This window comes from Streptomyces sp. NPDC048389 (genome assembly GCF_040706335.1).
In the GTDB taxonomy this organism is placed as follows: domain Bacteria; phylum Actinomycetota; class Actinomycetes; order Streptomycetales; family Streptomycetaceae; genus Streptomyces.
Genome location: NZ_JBEZKP010000002.1, coordinates 175291 through 200123 on the forward strand (window position 1 = coordinate 175291; position 24833 = coordinate 200123).

General features: G+C 70.7%; 24 protein-coding genes. 20 read left to right on the plus strand and 4 right to left on the minus strand.

The genetic code is table 11. The annotated features are described in order from the left end of the window. The first annotated feature begins 75 nt into the window (after nucleotides 1-75). The 15 genes from pgsA (at nucleotide 76) to AB0903_RS02665 (ending at nucleotide 15857) form a co-directional block, all read left to right on the plus strand. Nucleotides 76-741 (plus strand): phosphatidylinositol phosphate synthase, encoded by a 666-nt coding sequence (pgsA, locus tag AB0903_RS02595; protein ID WP_366698183.1) that lies wholly within the window; start codon nucleotides 76-78, stop codon nucleotides 739-741. 17 nt (nucleotides 742-758) lie between these two features. Then, nucleotides 759-1655 carry a phosphatidylinositol mannoside acyltransferase gene (locus AB0903_RS02600; protein WP_366698411.1) on the plus strand — a complete coding sequence of 299 codons (897 nt, stop codon included), beginning with the start codon at nucleotides 759-761 and terminating at the stop codon, nucleotides 1653-1655. After that, on the plus strand, nucleotides 1652-2815 hold the full coding sequence (locus AB0903_RS02605) for a glycosyltransferase family 4 protein (RefSeq protein ID WP_366698185.1): 1164 nt from the start codon (nucleotides 1652-1654) through the stop codon (nucleotides 2813-2815). Before AB0903_RS02600 ends, AB0903_RS02605 begins: the two co-directional genes overlap by 4 nt. A gap of 556 nt (nucleotides 2816-3371) precedes the next feature. After that, nucleotides 3372-3878, plus strand: coding sequence for a hypothetical protein (locus AB0903_RS02610; protein ID WP_366698412.1), 507 nt, complete (start codon nucleotides 3372-3374; stop codon nucleotides 3876-3878). Nucleotides 3879-4064: 186 nt separating this feature from the next. Next, nucleotides 4065-4973 carry a pyridoxal 5'-phosphate synthase lyase subunit PdxS gene (gene pdxS / locus AB0903_RS02615; RefSeq protein ID WP_366698187.1) on the plus strand — a complete coding sequence of 303 codons (909 nt, stop codon included), beginning with the start codon at nucleotides 4065-4067 and terminating at the stop codon, nucleotides 4971-4973. Beyond that, entirely contained in the window at nucleotides 4973-5572 is a 600-nt protein-coding gene (pdxT, locus tag AB0903_RS02620) for a pyridoxal 5'-phosphate synthase glutaminase subunit PdxT (RefSeq protein WP_366698188.1), read from the plus strand. The genes pdxS and pdxT overlap by 1 nt, the downstream gene beginning before the upstream one ends. 62 nt (nucleotides 5573-5634) lie before the next feature. Beyond that, entirely contained in the window at nucleotides 5635-6387 is a 753-nt protein-coding gene (locus tag AB0903_RS02625) for a YebC/PmpR family DNA-binding transcriptional regulator (RefSeq protein WP_366698190.1), read from the plus strand. A 118-nt stretch (nucleotides 6388-6505) separates the two neighbouring features. Next, nucleotides 6506-7048 carry a crossover junction endodeoxyribonuclease RuvC gene (gene ruvC / locus AB0903_RS02630; protein WP_366698192.1) on the plus strand — a complete coding sequence of 181 codons (543 nt, stop codon included), beginning with the start codon at nucleotides 6506-6508 and terminating at the stop codon, nucleotides 7046-7048. After that, complete coding sequence (ruvA, locus tag AB0903_RS02635) at nucleotides 7045-7653, plus strand: Holliday junction branch migration protein RuvA (RefSeq protein ID WP_366698194.1); 609 nt, start codon at nucleotides 7045-7047, stop codon at nucleotides 7651-7653. Before ruvC ends, ruvA begins: the two co-directional genes overlap by 4 nt. 182 nt (nucleotides 7654-7835) lie before the next feature. Continuing rightward, nucleotides 7836-8897, plus strand: a complete 1062-nt coding sequence (ruvB, locus tag AB0903_RS02640) for a Holliday junction branch migration DNA helicase RuvB (RefSeq protein ID WP_366698196.1) — start codon at nucleotides 7836-7838, stop codon at nucleotides 8895-8897. Nucleotides 8898-9132: 235 nt separating this feature from the next. Continuing rightward, nucleotides 9133-9612 (plus strand): preprotein translocase subunit YajC, encoded by a 480-nt coding sequence (gene yajC, locus AB0903_RS02645; protein WP_366698198.1) that lies wholly within the window; start codon nucleotides 9133-9135, stop codon nucleotides 9610-9612. A gap of 150 nt (nucleotides 9613-9762) precedes the next feature. Further along, complete coding sequence (gene secD, locus AB0903_RS02650) at nucleotides 9763-11508, plus strand: protein translocase subunit SecD (protein ID WP_366698200.1); 1746 nt, start codon at nucleotides 9763-9765, stop codon at nucleotides 11506-11508. Between the two features lies 1 nt (nucleotide 11509). Further along, entirely contained in the window at nucleotides 11510-12616 is a 1107-nt protein-coding gene (gene secF, locus AB0903_RS02655; RefSeq protein ID WP_366698202.1) for a protein translocase subunit SecF, read from the plus strand. Beyond that, nucleotides 12613-13158, plus strand: coding sequence for an adenine phosphoribosyltransferase (locus AB0903_RS02660; RefSeq protein WP_366698204.1), 546 nt, complete (start codon nucleotides 12613-12615; stop codon nucleotides 13156-13158). Before secF ends, AB0903_RS02660 begins: the two co-directional genes overlap by 4 nt. Nucleotides 13159-13373: 215 nt before the next feature. Further along, nucleotides 13374-15857 carry a RelA/SpoT family protein gene (locus AB0903_RS02665; RefSeq protein WP_366698206.1) on the plus strand — a complete coding sequence of 828 codons (2484 nt, stop codon included), beginning with the start codon at nucleotides 13374-13376 and terminating at the stop codon, nucleotides 15855-15857. A gap of 157 nt (nucleotides 15858-16014) precedes the next feature. On the opposite strand, the gene AB0903_RS02670 is transcribed toward AB0903_RS02665, so the two are convergent. Both AB0903_RS02670 and AB0903_RS02675 read right to left on the minus strand, forming a co-directional pair. Continuing rightward, complete coding sequence (locus AB0903_RS02670) at nucleotides 16015-17244, minus strand: DUF349 domain-containing protein (protein ID WP_366698208.1); 1230 nt, start codon at nucleotides 17242-17244, stop codon at nucleotides 16015-16017. A gap of 174 nt (nucleotides 17245-17418) precedes the next feature. Then, nucleotides 17419-18198: a peptidylprolyl isomerase gene (locus AB0903_RS02675; RefSeq protein ID WP_366698210.1), complete on the minus strand. Its 780-nt coding sequence runs from the start codon at nucleotides 18196-18198 to the stop codon at nucleotides 17419-17421. Nucleotides 18199-18381: 183 nt separating this feature from the next. Between AB0903_RS02675 and AB0903_RS02680 the strand changes: the two genes are divergently transcribed. From AB0903_RS02680 to AB0903_RS02695, 4 genes are all read left to right on the plus strand, one after another. Beyond that, nucleotides 18382-19089, plus strand: a complete 708-nt coding sequence (locus tag AB0903_RS02680) for an MBL fold metallo-hydrolase (RefSeq protein WP_366698212.1) — start codon at nucleotides 18382-18384, stop codon at nucleotides 19087-19089. Between the two features lie 13 nt (nucleotides 19090-19102). After that, nucleotides 19103-20365 (plus strand): histidine--tRNA ligase, encoded by a 1263-nt coding sequence (gene hisS, locus AB0903_RS02685; RefSeq protein WP_366698214.1) that lies wholly within the window; start codon nucleotides 19103-19105, stop codon nucleotides 20363-20365. 217 nt (nucleotides 20366-20582) lie between these two features. Beyond that, nucleotides 20583-21227 (plus strand): vitamin K epoxide reductase family protein, encoded by a 645-nt coding sequence (locus tag AB0903_RS02690; protein WP_366698216.1) that lies wholly within the window; start codon nucleotides 20583-20585, stop codon nucleotides 21225-21227. 63 nt (nucleotides 21228-21290) lie between these two features. Next, the gene (locus tag AB0903_RS02695; RefSeq protein ID WP_366698218.1) at nucleotides 21291-22655 is read left to right on the plus strand and encodes a replication-associated recombination protein A; all 1365 of its coding nucleotides are present in this window, start codon (nucleotides 21291-21293) and stop codon (nucleotides 22653-22655) included. Nucleotides 22656-22685: 30 nt separating this feature from the next. Here AB0903_RS02695 and AB0903_RS02700 read toward each other — a convergent pair whose 3' ends face one another. After that, on the minus strand, nucleotides 22686-23381 hold the full coding sequence (locus AB0903_RS02700) for a DUF2470 domain-containing protein (RefSeq protein WP_366698414.1): 696 nt from the start codon (nucleotides 23379-23381) through the stop codon (nucleotides 22686-22688). Nucleotides 23382-23569: 188 nt separating this feature from the next. On the opposite strand from AB0903_RS02700, the gene rpsD reads away from it, so the two are divergent. Beyond that, a complete protein-coding gene (gene rpsD, locus AB0903_RS02705; protein ID WP_366698219.1) occupies nucleotides 23570-24184 on the plus strand; it encodes a 30S ribosomal protein S4 in 615 nt (204 codons plus the stop codon). 27 nt (nucleotides 24185-24211) lie between these two features. Here rpsD and AB0903_RS02710 read toward each other — a convergent pair whose 3' ends face one another. Further along, nucleotides 24212-24670, minus strand: coding sequence for a hypothetical protein (locus AB0903_RS02710; RefSeq protein ID WP_366698220.1), 459 nt, complete (start codon nucleotides 24668-24670; stop codon nucleotides 24212-24214). Nucleotides 24671-24833 lie beyond the last annotated feature (163 nt).

Below are 24833 nucleotides of genomic sequence, written 5' to 3' on the forward strand. Positions count from 1 at the left end.
CCGGGCGGTCGTGGCTACGATGGGCCAGCCGGTGGCCGCTCGGGCCACACGGCCCACCGGACCCTCGGGAAGGCCATGCTGAACAAGTACGCGCGTGCATTCTTCACGCGTGTCCTCACTCCGTTCGCCGCTTTTCTCCTCCGCCGCGGGGTGAGCCCGGACGCGGTCACGCTCATCGGTACGGCCGGGGTGATGGCGGGGGCGCTGGTCTTCTTCCCCCGTGGCGAGTTCTTCTGGGGCACGATCGTCATCACGCTGTTCGTCTTCTCCGACCTGGTGGACGGGAACATGGCGCGCCAGGCGGGTGTCTCGAGCCGCTGGGGCGCCTTCCTGGACTCGACACTGGACCGGGTCGCCGACGGGGCGATCTTCGGTGGTTTCGCGCTCTGGTACGCGGGCGGCGGTGACGACGACGTGCTGTGCGCGGTGGCCATCTTCTGCCTGACCAGCGGGCAGGTGGTGTCGTACACGAAGGCGCGGGGCGAATCGATCGGTCTGCCGGTGGCGGTCAACGGGCTCGTCGAGCGCGCGGAACGCCTGGTGATCTCGCTGGTGGCCGCCGGGCTCGCGGGGCTGCACGGTTTCGGCGTGCCGGGGATCGACATCCTGCTGCCGATCGCGCTGTGGATCGTCGCCGTGGGCAGTGCCGTGACGCTGGGGCAGCGGGTGGTGACCGTGCGGCGTGAGTCGGCGGAGGCCGACGCGGCCGCGGCGCGCGATCGCGGGGCGGAGGCGTCGTGATGCGGGACAGCGCCGTGATGCGGGACAAGCTGACGGACGCGCTGTACGGACTCGGGTGGGGCGCCGTCACGAAGATGCCGGAGCCCATGGCGGCCCGGCTGGGCCGCACCATCGCCGATACGGCGTGGAAGCGGCGCGGAGAGGGCGTGCTGCGGCTCGAGTCGAACCTGGCCCGCGTGGTGCCCGACGCCGGTGCCGAGCGGCTCCGGGAGCTGTCCAGAGCCGGCATGCGTTCGTACATGCGCTACTGGATGGAGTCGTTCCGGCTGCCCACCTGGAGCAGGGACCGTGTCAAACGCAGCGTCGAGATCCAGGACCTGCACCGCCTGACCGACGGCCTCGCCTCCGGCCGGGGCGTGATCCTCGCGCTGCCGCACCTGGCCAACTGGGACCTGGCGGGGGTGTGGGTGACCAGGGCCCTCGGCGTGCCCTTCACCACGGTCGCCGAGCGCCTGCGGCCCGAGTCGCTGTACGACCGGTTCGTCGCCTACCGCGAGAGCCTCGGTATGGAGGTGCTGCCGCACTCGGGCGGCGCGGCCTTCGGCACCCTCGCGCGCCGGCTGCGCTCCGGCGGCCTGGTCTGTCTGGTCGCCGACCGCGACCTTTCGGCGTCCGGGGTCGAGGTGGAGTACTTCGGCGAGACGGCACGCATGCCGGGGGGGCCGGCGCTGCTCGCGCAGCACACCGGGGCGCTGCTGCTGCCCGCGACCCTCTGGTACGGCGAGGAGTCCGTCATGCACGGGCGGGTCCACGCTCCCGTCGCCGTACCGGAGAGCGGCACACGGGCCGAGAAGACGTCCTCCATGACACAGGCGCTGGCCGACGCCTACGCCACAGGGATCGCCGAACACCCGGAGGACTGGCACATGCTGCAGCGGCTGTGGCTCGCGGACCTCGAGGAGCGCCGGACGTGAAGATCGGCATCGTGTGCCCGTACTCGTGGGACGTACCCGGTGGTGTGCAGTTCCACATCCGGGACCTCGCCGAACACCTGATCCGTCTCGGCCACGACGTCTCCGTGCTCGCCCCGGCCGACGACGAGACGCCGCTGCCGCCGTACGTCGTCTCCGCCGGGCGGGCCGTGCCCGTCCCGTACAACGGTTCCGTCGCACGGCTGAACTTCGGCTTCCTGTCAGCCGCCCGGGTGCGGCGGTGGCTGCACGACGGCACCTTCGACGTCATCCACATCCACGAGCCGGCGTCGCCCTCGCTGGGGCTGCTGTCGTGCTGGGCGGCGCAGGGCCCCATTGTGGCGACCTTCCACACGTCGAACCCCCGCTCACGGGCCATGATCGCCGCGTACCCGATCCTGCAGCCGGCCCTGGAGAAGATCAGCGCGCGTGTCGCGGTCAGCGAGTACGCGCGGCGCACGCTGGTGGAGCACCTCGGCGGCGACGCCGTCGTCATCCCCAACGGTGTCGACGTCGGCTTCTTCGAGAAGGCCGAGCCCAAGGAGGAGTGGCAGGGGAACACGATCGGCTTCATCGGCCGGATCGACGAGCCGCGCAAGGGTCTGCCGGTCCTGATGAAGGCGCTCCCCGCGATCCTCGAGCAGTGCCCGGACGCGCGGCTCCTGGTCGCCGGGCGCGGTGACGAGGAGGAGGCGGTCGCGACCCTGCCGCCCGCCATGCGCCGGCGCGTCGAGTTCCTCGGGATGATCAGTGACGAGGACAAGGCGCGGCTGCTGCGCAGTGTCGACGTGTACGTGGCGCCCAACACGGGCGGCGAGAGCTTCGGCATCATCCTCGTCGAGGCGATGTCGGCGGGCGCGCCGGTGCTCGCCTCGGACCTGGACGCGTTCGCGCAGGTCCTCGACCAGGGCGGGGCGGGCGAGTTGTTCGCCAACGAAGACGCGGAGGCGCTGTCGTCGTCGGCGGTGCGGCTGCTGAGGGACCCGGAGCGGCGCGCGGAACTGCGGGCTCGGGGCAGCGCGCATGTGCGGCGCTTCGACTGGTCGACCGTGGGCGCGGACATTCTGGCGGTGTACGAGACCGTCACGGACGGGGCGGCGTCGGTGGCGGCGGACGAACGCGTAGGGCTGCGGGCGCGGTTCGGACTGGCGGCGCGCGACTGACGCGGCGGGCGCGGTGGCGGTGGCGGGCCGCTGACGTGGCGGTGGCGGAGGCGGAGGCGCGATGCGGGTCGGGGTGACGCCTGAGGCGGGCCCGTTCCCCACCCCGCGCCTTCCCGGACCCGGTGCTCAGTCCTGGCGGAGCCCGGGAGCCCCGCGTGCCGGGCGGGCGGCCCGCGCTTCGCCCGGGGCCGGTACCGCGCTTCGCGCGGTGGCCTCAATCGCCTCGCCGGGCTGACGCGTCAGCCCCGTCGGCTTTCGGGGCGCCGGGTCCGGCGGGCGGAGCCCGTGGACGGGGCGAGTGGCAGGTGTTCGGGGCGCGGAGACGGGGCGAGTGGCGGCCTCGACGGTGTTCGGGGCGCGGAGCCCGACGGCGGGGCGGGTTGCAGCGTCGCCGGCGCTTGAGGCGCGGGGCCCGCGCGGTGGCCCCGGGTTCGGGAAGCGGCGCGGAACAGGCCCCGCGCCGGACCCGTGGGGGACGGGTGCGGCGCGCCCACCGGTAGCCTTGCCGCCCGTGAGCACCCTGATCTGGATCGTCGTCGCGCTCGTCGCCATCGGCATGTACCTCTCCTGGACCGCCGGCCGCCTCGACCGGTTGCACGCCCGGATCGACGCGGCCCGTGCCGCGCTCGACGCGCAACTGCTGCGGCGTGCCTCAGTCGCGCAGGAACTCGCGACCTCCGGCGTGCTCGACCCGGCCGCGTCGATCGTTCTCTACGAGGCGGCGCACGAGGCCCGACAGGCGGAGGAGGAGCACCGTGAGGTCGCGGAGAGCGAGCTCAGCGCGGCTCTCCGGGCCGTGTTCGGCGCCGCCGAGCAGGTCGAGGCGGTACGGGAGGTGCCGGGCGGCGAGGAGGCCGCCGGGGAGCTGGCGCAGGCGGTGCGCCGAGTGCCCATGGCGCGCCGGTTCCACAACGACGCCGTGCGCGCGGCCCGCGCGCTGCGGCGGCACCGTACGGTCCGCTGGTTCCGGCTCGCCGGCCATGCTCCGTTCCCGCTGGCCTTCGAGATGGACGACGAGCCGCCCACCGCCCTGGCGGACCGTCCCGTGACCGGCGCCCCGTGACCCCCGCCGCCGGCCCCGGCGCCGCACGACCGGCCCCGACCGCCACCGCCGTGCGGTCCGGCGCCACATGATCGCCGTTTGACCGGCGAAAACGATCCACCGGGTGTTCATTGGCCCTTGCAGCGGACTGGTCGGTGCCTGTTCCATCGATGACGCACCACAACGTCGTCATCGAGTGAGGTTCCCGTGTCCGTCACCCCCACCCCGCAGACCCCCGAGACCGGCACCGCGCGCGTGAAGCGCGGTATGGCCGAGCAGCTCAAGGGCGGCGTGATCATGGACGTGGTCAACGCCGAGCAGGCGAAGATCGCGGAAGACGCGGGCGCCGTGGCCGTCATGGCGCTGGAGCGCGTGCCCGCCGACATCCGCAAGGACGGCGGCGTCGCCCGGATGTCCGACCCGAACATGATCGAAGAGATCATCGACGCGGTCTCCATCCCGGTGATGGCCAAGTCGCGTATCGGCCACTTCGTCGAGGCCCAGGTGCTGCAGTCCCTCGGCGTCGACTACATCGACGAGTCCGAGGTCCTCACCCCGGCCGACGAGGTCAACCACTCCGACAAGTGGGCCTTCACCACCCCGTTCGTGTGCGGTGCCACCAACCTGGGCGAGGCCCTGCGCCGTATCGCCGAGGGCGCGGCCATGATCCGCTCCAAGGGCGAGGCGGGCACGGGCAACGTCGTCGAGGCCGTACGCCACCTGCGCCAGATCAAGAACGAGATCGCCAAGCTGCGCGGCTTCGACAACAACGAGCTGTTCGCCGCCGCCAAGGAACTGCGCGCCCCGTACGAGCTGGTCAAGGAGGTCTCCGAGCTCGGCAAGCTGCCGGTCGTGCTGTTCTCCGCCGGCGGTGTGGCCACCCCCGCGGACGCCGCGCTGATGCGCCAGCTCGGTGCCGAGGGCGTCTTCGTCGGTTCCGGCATCTTCAAGTCGGGCGACCCCGCCAAGCGCGCCGCTGCCATCGTGAAGGCCACCACCTTCTACGACGACCCGAAGATCATCGCGGACGCGTCCCGCAACCTCGGCGAGGCCATGGTCGGCATCAACTGCGACACCCTGCCCGAGAACGAGCGCTACGCCAACCGGGGCTGGTGATGACGAGTCCCGACGTCCCCGTCATCGGGGTTCTGGCCCTCCAGGGCGACGTACGGGAGCACCTGATCGCCCTGGCCGCGGCCGACGCCGTGGCCAGGCCGGTCCGGCGCCCCGAGGAGCTGGCCGATGTCGACGCCCTGGTGATCCCGGGCGGTGAGTCCACCACGATCTCCAAGCTGGCCGTCCTGTTCGGCCTGATGGAGCCGCTGCGCGAGCGGCTGCGCGCGGGCATGCCCGTCTACGGCACCTGCGCCGGCCTCATCATGCTCGCCGACAAGATCCTCGACCCGAGGTCGGGCCAGGAGACGTTCGGCGGCATCGACATGATCGTCCGCCGTAACGCCTTCGGCCGGCAGAACGAGTCGTTCGAGGCGGCCGTCGACGTCAAGGGCATCGACGGGGAGCCGGTCGAGGGCGTCTTCATCCGTGCGCCGTGGGTGGAGTCCGTGGGGGCGGAGGCCGAGGTGCTCGCGGAGCACGACGGCCACATCGTCGCCGTCCGGCAGGGCAACGCCCTGGCCACTTCCTTCCACCCCGAACTGACGGGCGACCACCGGGTGCACGGGCTGTTCGTGGACATGGTGCGCGCAGGCGGGTGACGCGATCCCGGTAGGATCTCTCGGGTTCGGATCGTAAAGGGTTACGCGAAGGAGACAGGCAGATGTCCGGCCACTCTAAATGGGCTACGACGAAGCACAAGAAGGCCGTGATCGACGCCAAGCGCGGCAAGCTCTTCGCGAAGCTGATCAAGAACATCGAGGTCGCGGCCCGCACCGGTGGCGCCGACCTGGACGGTAACCCGACCCTCTTCGACGCCGTGCAGAAGGCCAAGAAGAGCTCGGTCCCGAACAAGAACATCGACTCGGCGATCAAGCGCGGAGGCGGCCTCGAGGCCGGCGGCGTCGACTACGAGACGATCATGTACGAGGGTTACGGTCCGAACGGTGTCGCGGTGCTGATCGAGTGCCTGACCGACAACCGCAACCGCGCCGCGTCCGACGTCCGTGTCGCCATGACGCGCAACGGCGGCTCGATGGCCGACCCGGGCTCGGTGTCGTACCTCTTCAACCGCAAGGGCGTCGTGATCGTCCCCAAGGGCGAGCTGACCGAGGACGACGTCCTCGGTGCGGTGCTCGACGCGGGCGCCGAGGAGGTCAACGACCTCGGTGAGTCCTTCGAGGTCCTCAGCGAGGCGACCGACCTGGTCGCGGTCCGCACGGCCCTGCAGGACAACGGCATCGACTACGACTCGGCCGAGGCCAACTTCGTCCCGACCATGCAGGTCGAACTGGACGAGGAGGGCGCCGCCAGGATCTTCAAGCTCATCGACGCGCTCGAGGACAGCGACGACGTGCAGAACGTCTTCGCCAACTTCGACGTGTCCGACGAGGTCATGGAGAAGGTCGACGTCTGACGCACCCTCATGGACGCCTGTGCGACGGGCCGACGGGACACGCTCCCGTCGGCCCGTCCGTGCGTTGTCGGTGCCGACCGATAGCCTGCACAAACAGTTGAGCGAAGGAGGCGGCTGCGTGCGCGTACTGGGGGTGGACCCGGGGCTCACCCGGTGTGGTGTCGGCGTCGTCGAGGGCGTCGCCGGCCGTCCGCTGACGATGCTCGGCGTCGGTGTCGTCCGGACACCGGCCGACGCCGAGCTGGGCAGCCGGCTGGTCGCGATCGAGGACGGCATCGACGAGTGGCTCGACGAGTACCGCCCCGGTTTCGTCGCCGTGGAGCGCGTCTTCAGCCAGCACAACGTGCGTACGGTCATGGGCACCGCCCAGGCCAGCGCTGTCGCCATGCTGTGCGCGGCCCGGCGTGGCATCCCCGTGGCCCTGCACACCCCCAGCGAGGTGAAAGCGGCCGTCACCGGCAGCGGCCGTGCCGACAAGGCGCAGATCGGCGCGATGGTGACGAGGCTGCTGCGGCTGGGCGCGCCGCCGAAGCCGGCCGACGCGGCGGACGCCCTCGCCCTCGCCATCTGCCACATCTGGCGCGCGCCCGCCCAGAACCGCCTCCAGCAAGCCGTCGCCGCGCACCGCACGGCGTACGCATCGAAAGGCCGTCCCGCATGATCGCGTATCTGAGCGGCCCTGTCGCCGCGCTCGCACCGACCACCGCCGTGATCGAGGTCGGCGGCATCGGCATGGCCGTCCAGTGCACACCCAACACGCTCTCCACACTGCGCATCGGGCAGGAGACGAAGATCGCGACCTCGCTCGTCGTCCGCGAGGACTCGCTCACGCTGTACGGCTTCGCCGACGACGACGAGCGCCAGATCTTCGAACTGCTCCAGACCGCGAGCGGCGTCGGACCGCGGCTGGCGCAGGCGATGCTCGCCGTGCACAGCCCCGACGCGCTGCGGATCGCCGTCGCCGGCGGGGACGAGAAGGCGCTGACTGCCGTGCCCGGCATCGGGAAGAAGGGCGCGCAGAAGCTGCTGCTCGAGCTGAAGGACCGGCTGGGCGACCCGCTGGGCTCGGCCCCGGCCGTCGGCGCCCCGGTCAGCGGGTCCTGGCGCGACCAGCTGCACGCGGCGCTGACCGGCCTCGGCTATGCGACGCGGGAGGCGGACGAGGCGGTGACCGCGGTCGCGCCGCAGGCGGAGGCGATGGGGGGCGCGCCGCAGGTGGGCCCGCTGTTGCGAGCGGCGCTCCAGTCACTGAGCCGCGCGCGATGACACCCCGTCCGCTCCGCCGACTCAGCCCGGCCGGCGTTTGAGGCCACCGCGCGAGGCGCGGTCCCCTGTCCGGGCAGAGCCCGGTTCCGGGAAGGGGCGGGGAGGGGGAACGGCCCGCCGCAGGCGCCCCCGCACCGGCCCGATCACCCGCACAGACCACCACCACAAAAGGCAGACACCACGTGAACCGGGACGACGAGACGACCACCCAGGCCGCAGACGCGCGACTGGTCGCGCCCGCCGCCGACGGTGAGGACAGCGCCGTCGAGGCGGCCCTGCGCCCCAAGAGCCTGGACGAGTTCGTCGGCCAGGAGCGGGTCCGCCGGCAGCTCGACCTCGTGCTCAGGGCGGCCCGCCGGCGCGGCGCCACCGCCGACCACGTCCTGCTGTCCGGCGCCCCCGGCCTCGGCAAGACCACCCTGTCCATGATCATCGCGTCCGAGATGAACGCACCGATCCGTATCACCTCCGGCCCCGCGATCCAGCACGCCGGTGATCTCGCGGCCATCCTCTCCTCCCTCCAGGAGGGCGAGGTGCTCTTCCTCGACGAGATCCATCGGATGTCCCGCCCCGCCGAGGAGATGCTGTACATGGCGATGGAGGACTTCCGCGTCGACGTCATCGTCGGCAAGGGCCCCGGCGCCACCGCCATTCCGCTGGAGCTCCCGCCGTTCACGCTGGTCGGCGCGACGACGCGGGCGGGACTGCTGCCGCCCCCGCTGCGCGACCGCTTCGGTTTCACCGCGCACATGGAGTTCTACGAACCGCCCGAGCTGGAGCGCGTCATCCACCGTTCCGCACAGCTGCTCGACGTCGAGATCGACACCGACGGCGCCGCCGAGATCGCCGGCCGCTCCCGCGGCACCCCCCGTATCGCCAACCGCCTGCTGCGCCGGGTCCGCGACTACGCGCAGGTGGAGGCCGACGGGCGGGTCGACCGGGAGGTGGCGGCTGCTGCGCTGAAGGTGTACGAGGTCGACAACCGCGGCCTGGACCGTCTCGACCGCGCCGTGCTCCAGGCGCTGCTCAAGCTCTTCGCCGGGGGCCCCGTCGGTCTGTCGACGCTCGCCGTGGCCGTCGGGGAGGAGCGGGAGACGGTCGAGGAGGTCGCGGAGCCGTTCCTCGTCCGGGAGGGCCTGCTGGCCCGTACACCCCGTGGCCGGGTCGCGACCCCCGCGGCCTGGGCGCATCTCGGCCTGGTGCCGCCGCAGGCTCCGGGTGGGGGACAGCAGGCCGCGTTCTGACGCCCTGAGGACGGGCCGCGGCCCCGGGGCGGGCTGCTCCGGGGCCGGGCGCTGCGGCGGCCGCCGGCGGGACACGACGAGGACAGTGGCTTCGGAGGAACTACGGTGCCATGCTGAGCGTTGTTCCATCGGTGCGGACTCGCTTAGACTCCGCCGATGCCGCCCTTCCAGGTCGGCGTGCCCACCCCCGTAGATCGGCCGCTCACTCAGCGCGGTCATGCGAAGGAATTCCCCCGTGGATATCTTGACCCTCCTCCCCTTCATCGTGCTCATCGGGGCCATGTTCCTGATGACCCGCTCCGCCAAGAAGAAGCAGCAGGCGGCCGCCAGCATGCGCGACCAGATGCAGCCCGGAACCGGCGTGCGGACCATCGGCGGCCTGTATGCCACCGTCAAGGAGGTCACAGACGACACGGTCCTCCTCGAGGCGGCTCCCGGCGTCCACCTGATGTTCGCGAAGAACACGATCGGCGCCGTCCTCTCCGACGAGGAGTACAACCGCATCGTCCACGGCGACGACGACACCCATGTCGTCCCGGACGACGCCTCCTCGCTGACCGACGGTGACGCCGAGGCCGGTCTCGCCGATGTCGACGCCAAGGTCGACTTCGGCAAGAAGACCGAGCAGGCCGCCGAGCCGAAGAAGGCCGACACGGCCGAGGACGGTGTCGAGTCCAAGGACGGCAAGGCCGACGGCGAGGCCGACGCGAAGTAGTCACGATCGGGGACCGCGGTGGTGCCGGGCAGGCGCCGGGCGGTCCCGTGGCGTGTCGACTGATCGCGGGGGCAGGTCCCCACAACACTTCGTGGCCGTCACGGGCGCACACCCGGCGCCGTGGGCGGTTGGACAGGGAGAATCGAGAAGGTGGCAGCACCGAACAGGGGCCGAAGGCCCGCGGGGGCTCAGGGGAAGCCGGGGCGCGCCCTGGCTCTGATCCTGATCGCCATGGTCGCGCTCACGGGCGGGATGTTCGCAGCGGGCGAGTTCACGCCACGGCTGGGCATCGACCTGGCGGGCGGTACGTCCATCACGCTCCAGGCCAAGAGCCTGCCCGGCCAGAAGGACGCGGTCAACGAGACCAACATGAACACGGCGGTCGACATCATCGAGCGCCGTGTCAATGGTCTCGGTGTCTCCGAGGCCGAGGTTCAGACCCAGGGTGACAATCACATCATTGTGAACATCCCCAAGGGGACGGACTCGGAGCAGGCCCGGCAGCAGGTCGGCACCACCGCCCAGCTCTTCTTCCGGCCCGTTCTGACGGTGGCCGCCGGCGGCCCCGCCGCTCCGGAGCCCTCCCCGAGTGCCTCCGCCGGCGACAAGGCGAAGGAGGACAAGGAGACGGGCACCACGCCGTCCGGCAGCCCCTCGCCCAGCACCACCACCCAGGGCCGCGCGGTCACCGACGGCATCAAGGCGCCCGCCGCGAGCCCGAGCCCTTCCGGCTCCGGGGAGCCGAAGGGCTCGCAGAGCCCCGAGCCGAAGCCGTCCGCCGATCCCGCCACCGGCGCGCTCGAGAAGCAGTTCACCACTCTGGACTGCACCGACCCCAAGGCCCGCGGCAAGCTCGGTGACAACGTCAAGCCCTCCGACACGATCGTCGCCTGCGGCCTGAACGGCGTCGACCAGTGGGAGAAGTACATCCTCGGCCCCGCCGAGGTGGACGGCAGGGACGTCGACGACGCCGCTGGTCAGCTCGACCAGACCCGCGGCATGTGGATCGTCACCATGGAGTTCACCGAAGCCGGTGCCAAGAAGTTCCAGAAGATCACCAGCCGTCTGTCGCAGCAGCAGCCCCCGATGAACCAGTTCGCCATCGTCCTCGACGGTGAAGTGGTCTCCGCCCCGCAGGTCAACCAGACGCTGAGCGCCAGCGCCGAGATCACCGGCAACTTCGACCAGGAGTCCGCCCAGAACCTGGGCAACATCCTGTCGTACGGCGCGCTGCCGCTGTCCTTCGAGGAGGACAGCGTCACCACCGTCACGGCCGCCCTCGGTGGCGAGCAGCTGAGGGCCGGTCTGATCGCCGGTGCGATCGGTCTCGCCCTCGTCGTGATCTACCTGGTCGTGTACTACCGGGGTCTGTCGCTGATCGCCCTGCTGAGCCTCGGCGTCTCGGCGGTGCTGACGTACACGATCATGACCCTGCTCGGCCCGGCCATCGGCTTCGCGCTGAACCTGCCGGCCGTCTGCGGTGCCATCGTCGCCATCGGTATCACCGCCGACTCCTTCATCGTGTACTTCGAACGCATCAGGGACGAGATCCGGGAAGGCCGGACCCTGCGCCCGGCGGTCGAGCGCGCCTGGCCGCGTGCCCGCCGCACCGTCCTGGTCTCCGACTTCGTGTCGTTCCTCGCCGCCGCGGTGCTGTTCGCGGTCACCGTCGGCAAGGTCAAGGGCTTCGCCTTCACGCTCGGCCTCACCACCCTCCTCGACGTGGTCGTGGTGTTCCTCTTCACCAAGCCGGTGATGACGATGCTGGCCCGCCGGAAGTTCTTCTCCGACGGCCACCCGTGGTCCGGACTCGACCCGAAGCGGCTCGGCGCCAAGCCGCCGCTGCGGCGTTCGCGCCGCACCACCGCCCCGACGACCGACCCGAAGGAGGCGTGAGATGTCCCGATTCGGCAATCTCGGCGCCAGGCTCTACCAGGGCGAGGTCGGGTACGACTTCGTCGGCAAGCGCATGCTGTGGTACGGCGTCTCCATCCTGATCACGATCACCGCGATCGTCGCCCTCGCCGTCCAGGGCCTCAACATGGGCATCGAGTTCAAGGGCGGCGCCGTCTTCACGACGCCGAAGGCGGACGTCAGCGTCAGCCAGGCCACGGAGGCCGCGGGGTCGGTCTCCGAACACATCCCGATCGTCCAGGAGCTGGGCACCGGCGGTCTGCGCATCCAGATCAGCGGTGTCGACACGGCCGAGGCGGACCGTGTCCAGAAGGATCTGGCCCAGGAGCTGAACATCCCCGCCGACCAGATCAACGCCGATCTGGTCGGGCCCAGCTGGGGGGAGCAGATCGCCAACAAGGCATGGACCGGCCTCGCCGTCTTCATGCTCCTCGTCGTGGTCTACCTGGCCATCGCCTTCGAGTGGCGGATGGCCGTCGCGGCCCTGATCGCGCTGATCCACGACATCACCATCACGGTCGGCATCTACTCCCTCGTCGGGTTCGAGGTCACCGTCGGCACGGTCATCGGTCTGCTGACGATCCTCGGTTACTCGCTGTACGACACGGTGGTCGTCTTCGACAGCCTCAAGGAGGGCCAGAAGGACATCACCAAGCAGACCCGCCTCACCTACAGCGAGGTCGCCAACCGCTCCATCAACAGCACCCTGGTGCGCTCCATCAACACCACCGTCGTCGCGCTGCTGCCGGTCGCCGGCCTGCTCTTCATCGGCGGCGGTTTCCTCGGTGCCGGCATGCTCAACGACATCTCGCTGTCGCTGTTCGTCGGTCTCGCGGCCGGTGCCTACTCCTCGATCTTCATCGCCACCCCGCTCGTCGCCGACCTCAAGGAACGCGACCCGCAGATGAAGGCCCTGAAGAAGCGGGTGCTCGCCAAGCGTGCGGCCGCGAACGCCAAGGGCGAGGACGGGCAGGAACCGGCGGACGGCCAGGACGTGCCGGACGGCGTGACACCCGCCGGGGCAGCCGCCGGAGCGGTCGTCGGGCCGCGCAACCGCGGCCGGGGCCGTCCCACGGGCAGGCGTCGATGACGGTGCACACCACCCAGGAGCTGCTGCTCAGCCGCATCCGGGATGTCGCGGACCATCCGAAGCAGGGTGTGGTCTTCAAGGACATCACCCCGCTGCTCGCGGACCCGGTCGCGTTCACGGCGCTGACGGACTCGCTGAGCGAGTTCTGCGTCCGCCACGGCGCGACGAAGATCGTGGGCCTCGAAGCGCGCGGCTTCATCCTCGCCGCCCCGGTCGCCGTCCGCGCCGGCATCGGATTCATCCCGGTGCGCAAGGCGGGCAAGCTGCCCGGGGCGACGCTCTCGCAGGCGTACGAGCTGGAGTACGGCACCGCCGAGATCGAGGTGCACGCCGAGGACCTCGGCGCGGGCGACCGCGTCGTGGTCATCGACGACGTGCTCGCCACCGGCGGCACCGCGGAGGCGTCCCTGGAGCTGATCCGCCGCGCCGGAGCGGAGGTCGCCGGCGTCGTGGTCCTGATGGAGCTGGGATTCCTGGGCGGCCGTATCCGGCTCGAGCCGGCATTGGCCGGTGCGCCGCTGGAGGCCCTGATCACCCTGTGACACGGCTGTGAGCTGCTGGTTCACCGCCGCGCTGGCACAGCGTGCCGCCCAAGACGGGCGCCCGGGAACACCGGGCGCCCGTCTCGCGTTGTGAGAGGCCCCGTCCCCGGCGCGATCGGTGGCCCCGAGGTCGATATCATGGCCTTTCCGGGCCTGATCTGGGGACCCGGAACCTCCCCCGGACACCGTCCGGGAGGACCCCCAGAGGAGCGCCCTTGCCAGACGAGGCCCAGCCCGCCGCCGCGCAGCCCGACCAGCAGGCCGACAAGGCCGCGGCATCCCCTGCCACGCCCGAGCCGAAGCGGACCCAGGGGCCGGCTCCCGCCGCGCCCGAGCGAGTGAGCCAGGTCCCCGTCACCGCCCCGAAGCCGATCCCGCCCGGCCCGGCCCGCAACGGCGGCTCCTCGAACCGTGTGCGCGCCCGTCTCGCACGCCTGGGCGTGCAGCGCTCCTCGCCGTACAATCCGGTCCTCGAGCCGCTGCTGCGGATCGTGCGCGGCAACGACCCCAAGATCGAGACGTCCACGCTTCGCCAGATCGAGAAGGCGTACCAGGTCGCCGAGCGCTGGCACCGCGGCCAGAAGCGCAAGAGCGGCGACCCGTATATCACGCACCCGCTCGCCGTCACCACCATCCTCGCCGAGCTCGGCATGGACCCGGCGACCCTCATGGCCGGACTGCTGCACGACACGGTCGAGGACACCGAGTACGGCCTCGACCAGCTGCGCCGCGACTTCGGCGACTCCGTGGCGCTCCTCGTCGACGGCGTCACCAAGCTCGACAAGGTCAAGTTCGGCGAGGCCGCTCAGGCCGAGACCGTGCGCAAAATGGTCGTCGCCATGGCCAAGGACCCGCGCGTCCTGGTCATCAAGCTCGCCGACCGGCTGCACAACATGCGCACCATGCGCTATCTCCAGCGGGAGAAGCAGGAGAAGAAGGCGCGCGAGACCCTCGAGATCTACGCGCCCCTGGCCCACCGGCTGGGCATGAACACCATCAAGTGGGAGCTCGAGGACCTCGCCTTCGCGATCCTCTACCCGAAGATGTACGACGAGATCGTCCGCCTCGTCGCCGAGCGCGCGCCCAAGCGCGACGAGTACCTCGCCATAGTGACCGACGAGGTCCAGTCCGACCTGCGCGCCGCGCGCATCAAGGCCACCGTCACCGGCCGGCCGAAGCACTACTACAGCGTCTACCAGAAGATGATCGTCCGCGGCCGGGACTTCGCGGAGATCTACGACCTGGTGGGCATCCGCGTCCTCGTCGACACCGTCCGCGACTGCTACGCCGCCCTCGGCACCGTGCACGCGCGATGGAACCCGGTCCCCGGCCGGTTCAAGGACTACATCGCGATGCCCAAGTTCAACATGTACCAGTCGCTGCACACGACGGTGATCGGCCCCAACGGCAAGCCCGTCGAACTGCAGATCCGCACCTTCGACATGCACCGCCGCGCCGAGTACGGCATCGCCGCGCACTGGAAGTACAAGCAGGAGACCGTCGCCGGAGCCTCCAAGGTCCGCACCGACGTCCCCAAGGCCGGCAAGGGCACCGCCGGTCAGGACACCGTGAACGACATGGCCTGGCTGCGGCAGCTGCTGGACTGGCAGAAGGAGACCGAGGACCCCGGAGAGTTCCTGGAGTCGCTGCGCTTCGACCTCTCCCGCAACGAGGTCTTCGTCTTCACGCCCAAGGGCGACGTCATAGCGCTCCCCGCGGGCGCCACCCCCGTCGACTTCGCCTACGCGGTGCACACCGAGGTGGGCCACCGCACCATAGGCGCTCGTGTCAACGGGCGGCTCGTACCGCTCGAGTCCACCCTCGACAACGGTGACCTGGTGGAGGTCTTCACCTCCAAGGCCGAGGGGGCGGGGCCCTCCCGCGACTGGCTCGGCTTCGTGAAGTCGCCGCGGGCCCGCAACAAGATCCGCGCCTGGTTCTCCAAGGAGCGCCGGGACGAGGCCATCGAGCAGGGCAAGGACTCCATCGCGCGGGCCATGCGCAAGCAGAACCTGCCGATCCAGCGCATCCTCACCGGCGACTCACTGGTCACCCTCGCGCACGAGATGCGCTATCCCGACATCTCGTCGCTGTACGCGGCCATCGGCGAGGGCCATGTCGCCGCGCAGGGTGTCGTACAGAAGCTGGTGCAGGCCCTGGGCGGCGAGGAGGCCGCCAACGAGGACATCGCCGAGTCCACCCCGCCGTCCCACGGCCGCGGCAAGCGCCGCAAGAGCGCCGACCCCGGTGTGGTCGTCAAGGGCGTCGAGGACGTCTGGGTCAAGCTCGCCCGCTGCTGCACGCCGGTGCCGGGCGACCCGATCATCGGCTTCGTCACGCGCGGCAGCGGCGTGTCGGTGCACCGCGCGGACTGCGTCAACGTCGACTCACTCTCGCAGCAGCCCGAACGGATCCTCGACGTCGAATGGGCCCCGACCCAGTCGTCCGTCTTCCTGGTCGCCATCCAGGTCGAGGCGCTGGACCGCTCCCGGCTGCTGTCCGACGTGACCCGGGTCCTGTCCGACCAGCACGTCAACATCCTCTCGGCGGCCGTGCAGACCTCCCGCGACCGGGTGGCCACCTCGCGCTTCACGTTCGAGATGGGCGACCCCAAGCACCTGGGCCACGTCCTCAAGGCCGTCAGAGGCGTGGAGGGCGTGTACGACGTCTACCGCGTCACCTCGGCACGTCGGCCGTAGCAGGGCGGTCCGCAGCGCCGACCGGTGACGCGGCGCACGGAATGCGCGGCGCCGACCCGTAGCGCCGTCCATGGGCACACGGCGCCGGCCGTACGCGGCGCACGGAGAGGGGCCCGGTAGCGAGTGATCGCGTACCGGGCCCTTCTGTGCGGCCGGCTCAGCCGCCGAACTCCTGGAGACCCTTCAGCGCCTGGTCGAGCAGCGCCTGACGGCCCTCGAGCTCCTTGGCGAGCTTGTCCGCCCTGGCGTTGTTGCCCGAGGCGCGGGCCGCGTCGATCTGGCCCCGCAGCTTGTCTACGGCTGCCTGCAGCTGACCGGTCAGGCCCTCGGCACGCGCACGCGCCTCCGGGTTCGTCCGGCGCCACTCGTTCTCCTCGGACTCCTGCAGAGCCCGCTCCACCGCGTGCATCCGGCCCTCCACCTTGGGACGGGCGTCGCGCGGTACGTGGCCGACGGCCTCCCAGCGCTCGTTGATCGAACGGAAGGCGGCACGGGCGGCCTTGAGATCGGTCACCGGCACCAGCTTCTCGGCCTCGGCGGCGAGCTCCTCCTTCAGCTTGAGGTTCTCCGTCTGCTCCGCGTCACGCTCGGCGAACACACCGCTGCGCGCAGCGAAGAAGACGTCCTGGGCGCCGCGGAAACGGTTCCACAGGTCGTCCTCCGCCTCGCGCTGGGCACGGCCCGCGGCCTTCCACTGCGCCATCAGATCCCGGTAACGGGCCGCGGTGGGACCCCAGTCCGTCGAACCGGAGAGCGCCTCGGCCTCCGCGACCAGCCGCTCCTTGATCTGCCGGGCCTCCTCGCGCTGCGCGTCCAGCGACGCGAAGTGCGCCTTGCGGCGCTTGGAGAACGCGGAACGCGCGTGCGAGAAGCGGTGCCACAGTTCGTCGTCCGACTTCCGGTCGAGCCTGGGCAGGCCCTTCCAGATGTCCACCAGCGCACGCAGCCGCTCGCCGGCCGATCGCCACTGCTCGCTCTGCGCCAGCTCCTCCGCCTCGGTGACCAGAGCCTCCTTGGCCCGGCGCGCCTCGTCGGCCTGCTTCGCCCTCTGGGCCTTGCGCTCCTCGCGGCGCTTCCCGACCGTCTCGACCAGTGCGTCGAGCCGCACCCGAAGTGCCTGGAGGTCGCCCACCGCGTGGTGCTCGTCCACCTGCTGACGCAGATGGTCGATGGCGGCCTGGGCGTCCTTGGCCGACAGGTCGGTCGTCTTCACCCGCCGCTCGAGGAGGCCGATCTCGACCACCAGGCCCTCGTACTTGCGCTCGAAGTAGGCCAGAGCCTCCTCGGGAGTCCCGGCCTGCCACGATCCGACGACCTGCTCGCCCTCGGCAGTACGCACGTACACGGTGCCCGTCTCGTCGACGCGGCCCCACGGGTCGCTGCTCACAGCGCCTCCTCAACCTGATGCCGACGAGGGTTCGTCCCCCCGGGCATCGTCCACAGTTTCCCGGACGGGCCTCGCCCGCCCTCCACAACGCGCGTCAGCACACGCTGCACAACGCCCAATCTAGGCGACCGGCCGCCCGGCTGTCCGCACTCAGCGCGACCGAAATCTTCTCGCTCACACCTTCGTGACCGTGGCCTTCTCGGTGGTGACGGCCTGCTTCGGGGGGCCGTCGGCGCCGCCGCCCTCGACTCCGGCCTTCGCCACGCCCTGCACGGCCTTCAGGCCCTTGTCGTCCATGGTGCCGAAGGGTGTGTAGGCGGGCGGCAGCTTGGTGTCCTTGTAGACGAGGAAGAACTGGCTGCCGCCGGTGTCCGGCTGGCTCGTGTTCGCCATCGCCACCGTGCCCGCCGGGAACGTGACGTTGCCGTCCGCGCCCGCCTTGCCGAGAGCGTCGAGGTTCTCGTCGGGGATGGTGTAGCCGGGACCGCCGGTGCCGTCGCCCTTCGGGTCGCCGCACTGCAGCACGAAGATGTTCTCCGTGGTCAGACGGTGACACTTCGTACCGTCGAAGTAACCTTTGTCCGCCAGCGACTTGAACGAGTTCACCGTGCGCGGCGTCTTCGCGGCGTCCATGGCGATCGTGATGTCGCCCTCGTTCGTCCTGATCGAGAAGGAGTACTTCGCCTTCTTGTCGATCGCCATCGCGGGCTCGGGGCTGCCGGTCTCGGAAGGAGAAGGACTCGGCGCGGCGTCGGTCGGCGCGGCATCGTCCTTCTTGTCACCGGTGAGGCCCATGGCGTAGACGCCGCCACCGGCGCAGAGCACCACCGCCACCGCCGCCGCGATGGCCGAGTTGCGCACCTTGGCCTTCCTCCGTGCCTGCTCCCGACGCTGCTGCTGGCGCTCGAACTTCTCCCGGGCGAGCTGCCGCCGCCGCTGATCGCTGCTGACCACCGGGTCTTCTCCTTGTGCGTCTTGTCCGTCTGGATACGTCGCGTAGTACGTCGCGTAGCGGTAACCGCCGAGCTTGCCCCGTACCGTATACGGGTTGGCTGTGCGATACGCAGCGCCGGTAGGCTCTGATCTGCTGCATTCCACGGCATCCGCTGTCCGACGACGACCGAACCGAGGACGATCGTGCTTATTGCCGGGTTCCCCGCCGGGGCCTGGGGGACCAACTGCTACCTGGTCGCCCCCGCCGCGGGCGAGGAGTGCGTGATCATCGACCCCGGCCACCAGGCCGCGGAGGGTGTCGAGGAAACGCTGAAGAAGCATCGCCTCAAGCCCGTCGCCGTCGTCCTCACCCACGGCCACATCGACCACGTGGCATCCGTCGTCCCCGTGTGCGGTGCCCATGACGTACCGGCCTGGATCCACCCCGAGGACCGCTACATGATGAGCGACCCGGGGAAGGCCCTCGGTCGCTCCATCGGGATGCCCCTCATGGGCGAGCTCACCGTGGGGGAGCCCGACGACGTCAAGGAGCTCACGGACGGCGCCGCGCTGAGCCTGGCCGGCCTCGACTTCTCCGTCTCCCACGCGCCCGGCCATACCAAGGGGTCGGTGACCTTCAAGATGCCCGAGTCCGCGGACGTCCCGTCCGTCTTCTTCTCGGGCGACCTGCTGTTCGCCGGCTCCATCGGACGCACGGACCTGCCCGGCGGCGACATGGACGAGATGCTCGAGTCGCTGGCACGGGTGTGCCTGCCGCTCGACGACTCGACCGTGGTGCTGTCCGGCCACGGCCCCCAGACGACCATCGGCCGCGAGCGTGCCACCAACCCGTACCTGCGGGAAGTGGCCGCCGGTCTCGGGAGCGTGGACGCGCCCCGACGAGGAATGTGACGAGAGAACCTCCGTGAGCACCTTCAAGGCCCCCAAGGGCACGTACGACCTGATCCCGCCGCGCTCCGCGGTGTACCTCGCGGTGCGCGAGGCCATCGCCGCGCCGCTGAAGAACTCCGGTTACGGCTACGTCGAGACGCCCGGCTTCGAAAGCGTCGAGCTGTTCGCACGCGGGGTCGGTGAGTCCACCGACATCGTCACCAAGGAGATGTACACCCTCACGACCAAGGGCGGCGACCAGCTGGCCCTCCGTCCCGAGGGCACCGCATCGGTGCTGCGCGCGGCGCTCGAGGCCAACCTGCACAAGGCCGGCAACCTGCCGGTGAAGCTCTGGTATTCGGGCTCCTACTACCGCTACGAGCGTCCGCAGGCCGGCCGCTTCCGGCACTTCTCCCAGGTCGGCGCCGAGGCGATCGGCGCCGAGGACCCGGCGCTGGACGCCGAGCTGATCATCCTGGCCGACCAGGCGTACCGCACGCTGGGGCTGCGCAACTTCCGCATCCTGCTCAACTCGCTCGGGGACGGCACCTGCCGGCCCGTCTACCGTGAGGCGCTCCAGTCGTTCCTGCGCGACCTGGACCTCGACGAGGACACCCGCCGCCGGATCGAGATCAACCCGCTGCGGGTCCTCGACGACAAGCGCGACGCCGTGCAGAAGCAGCTCGTGGGCGCCCCGATGCTCCGCGACCACCTGTGCGACGCGTGCAAGGCGTACCACGAGCAGGTGCGTGAACTGCTGACCGCGGCGGGCGTCGTCTTCGAGGACGACGAGAAGCTGGTGCGCGGACTCGACTACTACACGCGCACGACGTTCGAGTTCGTCCACGACGGCCTCGGCTCGCAGTCCGCGGTGGGCGGCGGCGGCCGTTACGACGGCCTGTCCGAGATGATCGGCGGCCCCGCACTGCCGTCCGTCGGCTGGGCACTGGGCGTGGACCGGACGGTGCTGGCCCTGGAGTCGGAGGGCGTCGAGCTGGACATCCCGGCCGCCACCAGCGTGTACGCCGTGCCGCTGGGCGACGGGGCGAGGCGCGTCCTGTTCGGTGTGGTGACCGAACTGCGCAAGGCCGGCGTGGCGACCGACTTCTCGTACGGCGGGAAGGGCCTCAAGGGCGCCATGAAGAACGCCAACCGCAGCGGCGCCCGCTACACGATCGTCGCCGGCGAACGCGATCTCGCCGAAGGTGTGGTCCAGCTCAAGGACATGGAGTCCGGCGAACAGGAGCCGGTGGCCCTCGCCGGGTTGGTCACCGAGCTGCGGGCGAGACTCTCCTGACGGACTGCGGCGCTGGGCCCGGGGCGCAGGACGCCGCTCGTTGAGCGGAGGACGTTGTCCGTCCATACGGGCAACGCCCCGGGCCCGGTCCGCGTTGTGCGCGGAAACGGCCACCTCCTCCGGGTACTCCTTATCCGGATCGAACGGAGGCGACCCCGTCCGGTGCGGCACAATGACTCTGCCCGACGGACCAGCGAGCGAGCGACGGACCAGCGATATGACGACTGCAGCAGTTGACGGCGTGTCCTTTGACCACGGCGAGCCCGGTGACCGCCGCGTCGGCGGCAGCCGCGCTCTCGCCTGGCTGCTCGTCGTCACGGGTGCGGCAGGGGTGCTCGCCGCCTGGGTCATCACCATCGACAAGTTCAAGCTCCTCGAGGCGGAGATCGCCGGCACCACCTTCACCCCCGGGTGCAGCCTCAATCCGGTGGTCTCCTGCGGCAATGTCATGGAGAGCGACCAGGCCGCGGCCTTCGGCTTCCCCAACCCGATGCTCGGTCTCGTGACCTACGCCATCGTGGTCTGCGTCGGCATGAGCCTGCTCGCCGGCGCCCGGTTCCGCCGCTGGTACTGGCTGACCCTCAACGCGGGCACCCTGTTCGGCGTGGGCTTCTGCACCTGGCTGATGCAGCAGTCGCTGTACGAGATCAACGCGCTGTGCCTGTGGTGCTGCCTGGCCTGGGTCGCCACGATCTTCATGTTCTGGTACGTGACCTCGCACAACGTCCGCCAGGGTCTGCTGCCCGCCCCGGCTTGGCTGCGCGGCTTCCTCGACGAGTTCACCTGGGTCCTGCCCGTGCTGCACACCGGTGTGATCGGCATGCTGATCCTGACCCGCTGGTGGGACTTCTGGACCAGCTGACCGGGTCCTCCCGGCTCCTGACCGGCTCCGGCGCTGTCAGTGGGCTGGCATAGGCTTCACAGCGTGGAGCCCGACCTCTTTACCGCAGCAGCCGAAGAACGCCAGGAGAGGGATCCGACCAGCAGCCCGCTGGCGGTCCGGATGCGCCCGCGCACCCTCGACGAGGTGGTCGGACAGCGGCATCTGCTGGGGCTCGGATCACCACTGCGCCGGCTGGTCGGCGAAAGCGGGGGCGGGGGCGGCGGACCGGCCGGTGTGTCGTCCGTGATCCTCTGGGGCCCGCCCGGCACGGGCAAGACGACGCTGGCCTATGTGGTTTCCAAGGCGACCAACAAGCGCTTCGTAGAGCTCTCCGCGATCACCGCGGGCGTCAAGGAGGTCCGGGCCGTCATCGAGGGCGCCAAGCGCGCCGCGGGCGGCTTCGGCAAGGAGACCGTTCTCTTCCTCGACGAGATCCACCGCTTCTCCAAGGCCCAGCAGGACTCGCTGCTGCCGGCGGTCGAGAACCGCTGGGTCACGCTGATCGCCGCCACCACGGAGAATCCGTACTTCTCGGTGATCTCGCCGCTGCTGTCCCGTTCGCTGCTGCTGACACTTGAGCCGCTGACCGACGACGACATCCGCGATCTGCTGAGCCGTGCGCTCACCGACGAGCGGGGACTCGGCGGCGCCGTCTCGCTGCCCGACGACGCCCGGGCGCATCTGCTGCGGATCGCGGGCGGCGACGCCCGCAGGGCACTGACCGCGCTGGAGGCCGCGGCGGGCGCGGCCATCGACAAGGGCGAGGACGCCATCAGTCTCCTGACCGTGGAGGAGACCGTCGACCGGGCGGCGGTGACGTACGACCGCGACGGCGACCAGCACTACGACGTCGCCAGCGCGCTCATCAAGTCGATCCGCGGCTCCGACGTGGACGCGGCGCTGCACTATCTGGCGCGGATGATCGAGGCCGGGGAGGACCCGCGGTTCATCGCCCGGCGGCTGATGATCTCGGCGAGCGAGGACATCGGGCTGGCCGACCCGACGGCTCTGCCGACGGCCGTGGCGGCGGCACAGGCCGTGGCCATGATCGGTTTCCCCGAGGCGGCACTGACCCTCAGCCACGCCACGATCGCGCTCGCGCTCGCCCCCAAGTCGAACGCGGCGACGACGGCGATCGCCGCCGCCCGGCAGGACGTGCGAAGCGGCCTGGCCGGCCCGGTCCCGCCCCATCTGCGCGACGGCCACTACAAGGGGGCCGCCAAGCTGGGCCACGCCCAGGGCTATGTCTATCCGCACGACGTCCCCGGAGGGATCGCGGCCCAGCAGTACGCACCGGACGCCGTCCACGGCAGGCGCTACTACGAACCGACGCGCTACGGCGCGGAGGCGCGGTACGCGGACGTGGTGGAGAAGGTGCGCGAGCGCCTGCGCGGCGAGGAGGACTGAGCGGCCTCGGGCGAGGAGGACTGAGCGGCCTCAGTGGGCCGCCGCGTCGAACAGGGCGTGCATCGCGCGGCGCAGCTCCGTGATGTTCCCCACGGGCGACGGGAAGTCGAAGCGGGTGTCGAAGCAGCTCTCACCGGTGAACCGCACCCGCAGCCCGAACCGGTCCAGCGCCAGCGGTACCGCTCGGCGTCCCTCCGCGGCGGCCGCCGCTTCCCGCTCTCCGGCCAGTGACGCGAGCGCCTGCACCTGGTCGCCGTGTGCCGAGGCCAGGTGCTGCAGAAGCTCGGTCTCATGGGCCACGAGGGGATCGACGGACGCGCTCGCGAACGCCTCCGGTTCCACGTGCGAGGCGCCCCACAGGTCCTCGACGCTCGCTTCGCCGACCTCCAGGCGCAGCATCATGTACCCGGGTTCGGTCGCGAGGCCGGGCGCGCTGGTCAGCCAGCCGGAGACCCGGGCATGCCCCCGGATACGGTGGGGCACGGCGACCGGTGCAACGTCGACCATCTCCAGCACGGCGGAGAGTTCGTCGTCCTGTGCGTGGGTGGCGGCCCGTACTGCGGGGGAGTCGGCCGGGAACAGCAGGAAGACCTCGCCGTCGGTGCCGACGGCCCGGGCCTGCGGGCTCAGCTGCTCGTGCCGGGCGCCTCCGAGGCCCGGCACGAGCAGCACACTTGAGCATGTACTCTGTACGAGAGTTCGTGTGCGCTCGGCTGCTGACGGCATCCGGGTGATTTCAAGCCCGCTGGGACGCGGCTGACCATGAGCTGATCGGACCTCCGTCACCTCCACGCTCGTAGAAGCGTCGGTGTTCTTCGTGCTGTCCGTGATGCGCTTGGTGTTCCCAGGGCGAGACATGCGATCTCCTTGAGTAAGGTGAGCCTAACCTAACCTACAATGGAGGTCTGGAGAACGTGCCTAACCAGTCGCGTCCCAAGGTCAAGAAGTCGCGTGCGCTCGGTATTGCGCTGACGCCGAAGGCCGTCAAGTACTTCGAAGCCCGCCCCTACCCGCCGGGCGAGCACGGCCGTGGCCGCAAGCAGAACTCGGACTACAAGGTCCGTCTGCTCGAGAAGCAGCGCCTGCGTGCGCAGTACGACATCAGCGAGAAGCAGATGGCCCGCGCCTACGACCGCGCCCGCAAGGCCGAGGGCAAGACGGGTGAGGCCCTGGTCATCGAGCTCGAGCGTCGTCTCGACGCCCTGGTCCTGCGTTCGGGCATCGCCCGCACCATCTACCAGGCCCGTCAGATGGTCGTCCACGGCCACATCGAGGTCAACGGTGGCAAGGTCGACAAGCCGTCGTTCCGCGTCCGTCCCGACGACGTCGTGATGGTCCGCGAGCGCTCCCGCGAGAAGCCCCTGTTCCACGTCGCCCGCGAGGGTGGCTTCGCCGCCGACGGTGAGACCCCGCGCTACCTGCAGGTCAACCTCAAGGCCCTGGCGTTCCGCCTGGACCGCGACCCGCAGCGCAAGGAAGTTCCGGTCATCTGCGACGAGCAGCTGGTCGTCGAGTACTACGCCCGCTGATCGAGGCGTCGTACCGCTCACAGCGCGTCAGCCCGCCGCTCCCCCGCCGTCCCCGGCGGGGGAGCCGGCGGGCTTCCGCGTTTCCGGGGGCTGCACCCGCTGCGGTTCCACCGGCCGGGGCCGCTGTGGCTCCGGCGCCGCCAGAGCGCGCCGCACCGCCGCGTCGACACCGAGCCCAGCCCCCTCCCGCACGCAGGACTCGTAACGTTCGGCCCCCAGCAGCGCCATGGCCTGCTCCTGGCACAGCTCCCGTGGTGCGCCGAAATGGCGGGATCCGAACAGCGCCGGACCCACCGAGCCCCCAGACCGGCGCGGCCGCCCCCTGGAGCACCGCCGCCTCCGCGCGTCGGCGTACCGGTTCTGCAGCGCCGCCGCTGCGTGCGAGACCAGGCTTGACTTGCCGATGCCGCCGACCCCGACGACGGTGACCAAGCGGGAGCCGTCGAGGGCTCCGGAGAGCGCGGTCGGCTCGCGGGTGCGGTCCACGAACCGGTTCAGTTCCGCGGGAAGACTGTGACGGCGTCACATAGGACACGCAGCGTATTCATGCGTAAGCACTGTGTACAATCGGCCCGGGCGGCCGCCCCCTGCGCACCGCTAATGCGGTACGGCCCGCCGTCTGGGGCGCGATAGGCTCGGAGGACGATTT

Excerpts from the sequence above, each read along its gene's own strand:
- AB0903_RS02610 (WP_366698412.1), top strand. The coding sequence starts at position 3,372 with ATGTACCTCTCCTGGACCGCCGGCCGCCTCGACCGGTTGCACGCCCGG.
- AB0903_RS02660 (WP_366698204.1), top strand. The coding sequence starts at position 12,613 with ATGACGGTGCACACCACCCAGGAGCTGCTGCTCAGCCGCATCCGGGAT.
- pdxT (WP_366698188.1), top strand. The coding sequence starts at position 4,973 with ATGACGAGTCCCGACGTCCCCGTCATCGGGGTTCTGGCCCTCCAGGGC.
- pgsA (WP_366698183.1), top strand. The coding sequence starts at position 76 with ATGCTGAACAAGTACGCGCGTGCATTCTTCACGCGTGTCCTCACTCCG.
- AB0903_RS02600 (WP_366698411.1), top strand. The coding sequence starts at position 759 with ATGCGGGACAAGCTGACGGACGCGCTGTACGGACTCGGGTGGGGCGCC.
- secF (WP_366698202.1), top strand. The coding sequence starts at position 11,510 with ATGTCCCGATTCGGCAATCTCGGCGCCAGGCTCTACCAGGGCGAGGTC.
- ruvA (WP_366698194.1), top strand. The coding sequence starts at position 7,045 with ATGATCGCGTATCTGAGCGGCCCTGTCGCCGCGCTCGCACCGACCACC.
- AB0903_RS02700 (WP_366698414.1), bottom strand. The coding sequence starts at position 23,381 with ATGCCGTCAGCAGCCGAGCGCACACGAACTCTCGTACAGAGTACATGC.
- AB0903_RS02690 (WP_366698216.1), top strand. The coding sequence starts at position 20,583 with ATGACGACTGCAGCAGTTGACGGCGTGTCCTTTGACCACGGCGAGCCC.
- AB0903_RS02625 (WP_366698190.1), top strand. The coding sequence starts at position 5,635 with ATGTCCGGCCACTCTAAATGGGCTACGACGAAGCACAAGAAGGCCGTG.